This window comes from Micromonospora sp. CA-263727 (assembly GCF_050942455.1).
Lineage (GTDB): Bacteria > Actinomycetota > Actinomycetes > Mycobacteriales > Micromonosporaceae > Micromonospora.
The window spans coordinates 7,114,016-7,121,547 of record NZ_CP192031.1 but is presented as its reverse complement, the minus strand read 5'-3'; the positions used below and the strand labels follow the sequence as shown (position 1 = coordinate 7,121,547).

Here is a 7,532-nt window from a genome sequence, read left to right as displayed (position 1 = left end):
CGTCGTGCCACCCCCTCGCCTCTGCTTCCGGACGCCGCCGTCCCCCGGCCGCCCGGAGGCTTCGTGCCGAACGGGCCTGACCTGCCACCCACCCGGACGTCTTACCGGTCGTCCTCCACAAGTTATCCACAGCCTGTGTACCGACCGATTGTGGCCGCCCGCCGGGCGCGGGTCGGACCTGCCCCCTGCCGTAGCCGGGCGCTGAGGCGGGTTCACCGTGCCGAACGATTCACTACCGTGTCCGGTCTTGCCTGCCGGCGACATCCCGGGCTTGGCCTACGCTGACCGCAATCGGGCACGGTAACAGCGTTGTCGCCGCATCATCAACCGTCGACGCGCCTGCCCCCTTGTCGGCATCAGTGAAAACCACCGCTTCGGTCGCCTGCGCCGCAGGTCTCCGCCCAGGTGGACCGGTTTGACGCTGATTGCACCCCGACCTAGGCTGGAGGGGCTGCTCTCACGCCCTCTGCTAGGGTGATGGGTGCTCGCTGCCCGCGGTCGCTCCCCGCACCGCTGAAGCTTCGCGCCCGTCCGGGCAGCACCGATCGAGGCCACCGCAGCGGCGGCCCGGACCACCACGACCCTGGCGATCCCTCGCCCGGGCCGTCCGACAACGGAGAGCCTGACGTGAGCAAGCGCACCTACCAGCCGAACAACCGCCGGCGCGCGAAGACCCACGGCTTCCGGCTGCGCATGCGCACCCGGGCCGGCCGCGCCATCCTTTCGACCCGCCGCGCCAAGGGCCGCGCCCGCCTGTCGGCCTGAGGCCGACGGGTCCGCTCTGCGGGACGAGGCAGTCGTGCTGGCAGCCGCGCAACGACTGCGGCGCAGTAGCGACTTCGCCGCAGCGGTCCGCGGTGGCCGTCGGGCCGGGCGGGGCGCGCTGGTCGTCCACCTGACTCTGCCGGGCACACCCGAAGCCGTAGACGTAGCGCCGAAGCCGGCGCGGGGCGGTGTGGAGGAAGACTCCGCGCCGGTGTCCCGCGCCGGCTTTGTGGTTTCCAAGGCCGTCGGGTCCGCGGTGGTCCGGAACAAGGTCCGTCGCCGGTTGCGGCATCTGGTCCGGGAACGGCTCGCCGCCCTGCCGACCGGAAGCACCCTCGTCGTACGCGCCCTGCCGGCCGCGGCCGACGCCACGTACCAACGACTCGGAGTCGACCTGGACGCCGCGCTCGGTGCCGCCCGGGCCGGGCGAGGACGGCGGTCACGGTGAGCACCGAGCCGACACCCTCGCGTCCGGCTACCGCCGGTGCCCGAGTGCTGACCCTGCCCATCATCGCGTACCGTCGGTGGATAAGTCCGGCACTGCCGGCCCGCTGTCGGTTCTACCCGTCCTGCAGTGCGTACGCCGTCGAGGCGATAGCCCGGCACGGCGCGCTCCGGGGAACCGGCCTGACGGTCCGGCGGCTGTCGCGCTGCCACCCATTCCATCCTGGTGGATACGACCCGGTGCCGGAGCCGGGCAACCGCCGATCCGCCGACGTGACTGGAGCCTGAGAATTGAGTCTCGACTGGATCTACTACGCGATCTCGTGGATCCTGCTGACCTGGCATTCGGCCTGGAACGCCACTGGGATTCCGGACACCACGGTCCTCGGCACCACCTGGGCGTGGATTCTCGCCATCATCTTCCTGGTGGTCACCGTCCGGGTGATCCTGTTCCCGATCTTCGTCAAGCAGATCAAGTCGCAGCGGGCGATGCAGGCGCTCCAGCCCCAGGTGAAGGCCCTACAGGAGAAGCACAAGGGTGACCGGGAGACGCTCCAGAAGGAGATGATGGAGCTCTACCGGAAGGAAAAGGCCAACCCGCTGATGGGCTGCCTTCCGATGTTCCTCCAGATCCCGGTCTTCCTCGGCCTCTTCCACGTGCTGAAGCGCCTCAACCCGGACCCGGCGAAGAGCAACAAGGACATCTACGGCTGGACCGTCGAGCAGTTCAACAGCGCCTCGGACGCCCGACTCTTCACCGCGCCGATCGCCAGCAAGTTCGGCTCGACCGCTGAAGAGCTGGCGCAGCTCGGGGCGAACAGCACGACCGTCAAGATCATGGCGGGTGTGCTGGTGCTGGTGATGATGGGCACCACGTACCTCACCAGCCGTCAGATGATCCTCAAGACCGGCTGGGCGGAGGATCCGCAGCAGCGGATGATCCAGCGCCTGATGCTCTACGGCATCCCGCTCTCGCTGCTGGTCTCCGGCGCGATCTTCCCGATCGGTGTGATCATCTACTGGGTCACCAACAACCTCTTCACCCTCGGTCAGCAGCAGTGGGTGCTGCGCAAGTTCCCGCCGCCGGTGACGGCGACCAGCAAGCCGGGCACCTCCGGGCGGAACGGGACCCAGCCGGCGAAGACCGGTGGCCTCTTCGGCCGGAGCAAGCCCGCGGTGGCGCCGCCCAAGCCGGCCGCACCGAAGGTCGCCGGGCCGAAGCCGGGGGCCAAGCCGGCCAACCCGAAGAAGGGCCGCCCCGCCAAGCGGCAGGGCTGAATCGTCCGGGCCGCCGCCGGGAGACCGGCGGCGGCCCGTTGCATCGTGCAGCCGCCGAAAGGCCGGCGCCGGAGCGCGAAGCGCCGCGCGTGACGTGGCGGACGGGCGAGACTGCCCTACAGACGTGCCCGTGGGCACCGGCGACGTCCCGCCGGCCGCGGGAAACCATCGGACCCGAGGTCCGGCCGAGCGAGTACGGAGATGACACCGTGACCGACACCAGCATCCCCCGCGCCGACCAGCCCCTGGACGGCGACGAGCCGACCGTGGCGGCTCTGGTCGACGGCGAGCCGGAGGAGACCGAAGCGGAATCGGCGCCGAGCAGGGCCGGTGAGGGCGACCTGTTCCGGCAGAGCGAGATCGCGGCCGACTACGTCGAAGGGCTGCTCGACATCCTCGACTACGACGGCGACATCGACGAACTGGTGTCGGGTGGTCGGCCGGTGGTCGAGGTGGTCGGCGGCCGCCTCCAGAACCTGGTCGGCCAGCGCGGTGCCACCCTGGAAGCGCTCCAGGAACTGGCCCGGCTCGCCGTCTTCCGGCAGACCGGCACGCCGAGTCGGCTGCTGCTCGACGTCGGCGGCTACCGGGCCAACCGCCGCAAGGAACTCGCGGCGGTCGCCCGGAACGCGGTCGAAAAGGTCAAGGAGCACGGCGAGCCGGTGCGGCTGGAGCCGATGTCGGCCTTCGAGCGTAAGTGCGTTCACGACGTGGTCAACGCGATCGACGGGGTGGAGAGCGAGTCCGAGGGTGTCGAGCCCAACCGGCGCATCGTCGTCCGCCCCGCGGACTGATCGGGTGTCCCGAGACGACATCACGGGTGGTGCCCCGTCCGGCCCGGGTGGTACGCCGCCCGGGCCGTCGGCTGTCCCCCCGGGCTCTCCCGAGCCGGCCGGATCGGCGCGGCCACCCGGATCTTCCGACCCGACCCGACCCGCGTCGGCCGGGCCGGCGTCGCCGCAGCCAGCCGTCGCCGTGCTGCCGCCCGAGCTGGCCGAGGCGGCCCAGCGGCTCTTCGGTGACCGCCTGCACCTCGCCGCCGCGTACGCCGAACTGCTGGCCACCGACGGTGTGGTCCGGGGCCTGATCGGCCCCCGTGAGGCGCCCCGGATCTGGGACCGGCACCTGCTCAACTGCGCGGCGGTCGGCGAGCTGATCCCGCCCGGCGCAACCGTGCTCGACGTGGGATCCGGAGCTGGCCTGCCCGGCCTGGTGCTCGCCATCGCCCGGCCCGACCTCACGGTGACGCTGATCGAGCCGCTGGCCCGCCGTACCGCCTTCCTGGAGGTGGCGGTGGACGCACTGGCGCTGGACGGGGCGGTCCGGGTGTTCCGCGGGCGGGCCGAGGAGGCAGCCGCCGGGCCGGACCCGGTGCACGGCGACGTGGTCACCGCCCGGGCGGTCGCCCCACTGGACCGGCTCGCCGCCTGGTGCCTGCCACTGGCCGCACCGGGCGGGTGCCTGCTCGCCCTGAAGGGCGCCTCGGCGGCTGAGGAGATAACCGAGCACGCCCCGGCGGTGCAGCGGCTCGGTGGCGGGGGTCCCGTGCTGCACCGATGCGGCGAAGGGATCGTGGATCCCCCGACCACCGTGGTCGAGATCGTCCGCGAGCGGGTGATCGGCCGGGCTGCCGGAGTCTCGCCCAAGAAGGCGCGGGCCGGCAGAGCTCGCCGACGATGAGCCGATCCCGACCGGGTCCGGTCCGCCGGTAGCCCCGGTGCGGGCGGTCCGGCGCGTCGATGTCGGGCCCGGTCGGCACCTTTCGGTCGGGCGTTGGGCGGCCCGCCCGACCGGTTCGTGGCCGCATTCCAGGGATTCGGTCGGCGGGTTGCGAACCCGACGTGGACCGGCAACGCCCGTGCGCCGTAGGCTGATCCGCGCGTCGATAGTGTGGAGCGGGCGGTGATGGATGTCCTCCGGGGCGCGACCGCTCCCGCCGGGCGGCAACTCTGCTGGACAGCGCGAGTGGCCCCGGTCGACGGATGCGGACCGACCATCCGAAGCGGGCAGGGATGACAGGTGCATGACGACGGCAGGTACGACGATCCGCGCGTGACCGGGTCAGCGGGTGACCCTGTTTCACGTGAAACCGACTACCCGAGTTGGCGGTCCCCCGAGGCATCGCAGAGCCCGCCGAAGTCCGGCCGGGACACATCCGCGCCGGGTGTTTCGTGGCCGCCGGGCTCCGATCCGTCTGCCGAGTGGGCTGCTTCGGAGCTGGTCGGTCGACCCGGCAACGCCGTCCCCGACGCACGCGTGATCCCGATCCGGCGGAACGCCGCTGCTGTCGCCCGGTTCGAGGCTGCGGAGTCGTCGGACCAGCCGGGGGCCGGGGTGGTGCCGGATCCCCATCCGGCGTCTGACACGCCCGCACCGCCGGCCGGGCCCTACGAGCCGGCCGCTGCCGAGACCGCGTACGTTTCACGTGAAACTTCGACGCGCGAAGAGGATGACCCACCGTTGGCTATGGAGGCGATGCGCGCCGTGCATATCCTGAATCCAAGTGGCGAGGTGACCATGCCTCGGCCCGAGCGGACCCGGGTCATGTGCGTCGCGAACCAGAAGGGTGGCGTGGGCAAGACCACGACCACGGTGAACCTGGCGGTGGCGCTTGCCCTGCACGGTAACCGGGTGCTCGTGGTCGATCTCGACCCGCAGGGCAACGCCTCCACCGGGCTGAACGTCCCGCACCACACCGGTGTGCCGGACGTCTACGACTGCCTGATCAACAGCGTTCCGCTGGAGGATGTGACCCAGGCGGTCGAGGGCATCCCCAATCTCTGGTGCGTACCGGCCACTATCGACCTGGCCGGTGCGGAGATCGAGCTGGTCTCCGTGGTGGCCCGCGAATCGCGGCTGAACCGGGCCATCGACGCCTACCCCGGGCACTTCGACTACGTCTTCATCGACTGCCCGCCGTCGCTCGGCCTGTTGACGGTGAATGCGTTGGTGGCCGCCGAGGAAGTGCTCATCCCCATCCAGTGCGAGTACTACGCGCTTGAGGGGCTGAACCAGCTCATCAACAACATCAACCTGGTACGCCAGCACCTCAACCCGCGGCTCGAAGTATCCACGATCCTGCTCACCATGTACGACCGGCGTACCCGGCTCGCGGACGCGGTCGAGCAGGATGTCCGGAACCACTTCGGCGACAAGGTGCTCCAGGCGGTCATCCCGCGCAACGTGCGCGTCTCCGAGGCACCCAGTTACGGTCAATCGGTGATGACCTACGATCCCGGATCGCGGGGGGCAACGAGCTACTTCGAGGCCGCCCAGGAGATCGCCGAGCGGGGCGTCAAGGAGCCGGTGATCCGGAATGCGTAGTGCGGACGAGGCGCTGGGAGGCGTGGCATGAAGAACCGTCCTCGGGGTGGTCTGGGACGGGGCCTGGGGGCGCTCATCCCGACCGGACCGGCTCCGGATGCTGGCGCAGTCGCCGGCGCCGAGGCGATCCCGGCCGGAGCGAACGGGGCACCCGGCGTCGTCGTACCGCCCGCGGTGCCGACACCGGCACCGGCGAGTGCGCCCGAGCCGATCCTCAGCCCCGTGCCCGGCGCACGCTTCGCCGAGATTCCGGTCGACTCGATCGTGCCCAATCCCAAGCAGCCGCGGCAGGTATTCGACGAGGAGGCGCTGGAGGAACTGAAGACCTCCATCCAGGAGGTCGGCTTTCTTCAGCCGATCGTGGTGCGGCAGCTCGATGACGAGAAGTTCGAACTCGTCATGGGCGAGCGGCGGTGGCGGGCGGCGCAGGCGGTCGGCCGCGACAACATCCCGGCGATCGTGCGCGACACCCGCGACGACGCCATGCTGCGGGACGCGCTGTTGGAGAACATCCATCGGGCGAACCTGAACCCCCTGGAAGAGGCCGCCGCCTACCAGCAGCTGCTGGAGGAGTTCGGTGCCACCCATGAGGAACTGGCGCGCCGGATCGGCCGCAGCCGGCCGCAGATCTCGAACACCATCCGGCTCCTGAACCTGCCCGCCCAGGTGCAGCGGCGGGTGGCGGCCGGGGTGCTCTCGGCAGGGCACGCTCGGGCGCTGCTGAGCCTGGAGGATCCGGAAACGCAGGAACAGCTCGCGTTGCGGATCGTCGCCGAGGGCCTCTCGGTCCGGGCGACCGAGGAGATCGTCGCGCTCGCCCTGAGCGAGGGCCCGAGCAAGAAGGAGTCGGCCAAGCGTCGGCCGAAGCCGCACGCCCCCGCGCTGAACGATCTCGCCGACCGGCTCTCCGACCGTTTCGACACCCGGGTGAAGGTGGACATCGGACGGAGCAAGGGCAAGATCACGATTGAGTTCGCCACGGTCGACGACCTGGAGCGAATCGTCGGCATCATCGGTGTCGAGCAGGAGGAGCCGGAACACTGACCTGACGGCACCGACGGCCGCGCCCTCGCATCGCGAGCGCGCGGCCGTTCTGTCGGTAGGGGCTTTTTCCTGTCCACGCGAGCCGCCGCTCCGGCCGCGTTTCACGTGAAACGGGCCGGCCTTTTCGAGCCTCCCGGGACGGGCGGATCGAGATCTGGGGGATGTCCTCCGTGGCCTTGGTCGGAGCCGGGCAGGGCCGGCCCCAAGCTCGGCGGTGGAACCCCTGTCACTGCTGGTGCTGTTTCCTTCGACCGGTGACGTTGTCCGCTCGGGTCCGTTGCTCTGCCTCAACCGACGCAACGGGTACGTGCCGTGGTCGCGCCACGTGGCTGCCCTTCGGGGAGGCGACGTGGCTGGCATCCGAGGCGAACGTGGCTCCTGATTATCGGCTGCTGCCGTTCGCGCCGGAGCCGACCCCTGCCCGTATCCAGTGTCGGGCGGCCAGGGCGTTGGGTGGCCGGCGTCCGCAGGTCTTGTTTCACGTGAAACGAGGAAGCCGGGGGCAACTGTCGACGCCGTCCGCCGGAGCGGCGGATTGAGTGCCCGATGTTATCCACACCGGTTTTCCACAGGCCGTCGGCGTTTCACGTGAAACGAAGGCTGAAATCCCTTGTCGGGCCGGGGATGATGACCGTCATCGAGCACCCCGGCATCCTGTGGATAACTTTGGGGACGGT

8 protein-coding genes are annotated in these 7,532 nt (G+C 70.5%); all 8 read left to right on the top strand.

The window, feature by feature from the left end; translation table 11 throughout:
* Positions 1 to 627 precede the first annotated feature (627 nt).
* The 8 genes from rpmH (at position 628) to ACQPYA_RS31380 (ending at position 6,855) form a co-directional block, all read left to right on the top strand.
* Complete coding sequence (gene rpmH, locus ACQPYA_RS31415) at positions 628 to 765, top strand: 50S ribosomal protein L34 (RefSeq protein WP_007073824.1); 138 nt, start codon at positions 628 to 630, stop codon at positions 763 to 765.
* Between the two features lie 34 nt (positions 766 to 799).
* A complete protein-coding gene (gene rnpA, locus ACQPYA_RS31410) occupies positions 800 to 1,213 on the top strand; it encodes a ribonuclease P protein component (protein ID WP_433530583.1) in 414 nt (137 codons plus the stop codon).
* A 44-nt stretch (positions 1,214 to 1,257) separates the two neighbouring features.
* Positions 1,258 to 1,497 carry a membrane protein insertion efficiency factor YidD gene (gene yidD, locus ACQPYA_RS31405; protein WP_433530582.1) on the top strand — a complete coding sequence of 80 codons (240 nt, stop codon included), beginning with the start codon at positions 1,258 to 1,260 and terminating at the stop codon, positions 1,495 to 1,497.
* Positions 1,498 to 1,500: 3 nt separating this feature from the next.
* On the top strand, positions 1,501 to 2,487 hold the full coding sequence (gene yidC / locus ACQPYA_RS31400; RefSeq protein ID WP_433530581.1) for a membrane protein insertase YidC: 987 nt from the start codon (positions 1,501 to 1,503) through the stop codon (positions 2,485 to 2,487).
* Positions 2,488 to 2,753: 266 nt separating this feature from the next.
* The gene (locus ACQPYA_RS31395; RefSeq protein ID WP_433533710.1) at positions 2,754 to 3,281 is read left to right on the top strand and encodes a protein jag; all 528 of its coding nucleotides are present in this window, start codon (positions 2,754 to 2,756) and stop codon (positions 3,279 to 3,281) included.
* Between the two features lie 181 nt (positions 3,282 to 3,462).
* The gene (gene rsmG / locus ACQPYA_RS31390; RefSeq protein ID WP_433530580.1) at positions 3,463 to 4,167 is read left to right on the top strand and encodes a 16S rRNA (guanine(527)-N(7))-methyltransferase RsmG; all 705 of its coding nucleotides are present in this window, start codon (positions 3,463 to 3,465) and stop codon (positions 4,165 to 4,167) included.
* A 339-nt stretch (positions 4,168 to 4,506) separates the two neighbouring features.
* Positions 4,507 to 5,811: an AAA family ATPase gene (locus ACQPYA_RS31385; protein WP_433530579.1), complete on the top strand. Its 1,305-nt coding sequence runs from the start codon at positions 4,507 to 4,509 to the stop codon at positions 5,809 to 5,811.
* Between the two features lie 27 nt (positions 5,812 to 5,838).
* Positions 5,839 to 6,855, top strand: coding sequence for a ParB/RepB/Spo0J family partition protein (locus tag ACQPYA_RS31380; protein ID WP_433530578.1), 1,017 nt, complete (start codon positions 5,839 to 5,841; stop codon positions 6,853 to 6,855).
* The last annotated feature ends 677 nt before the right edge of the window (positions 6,856 to 7,532 follow it).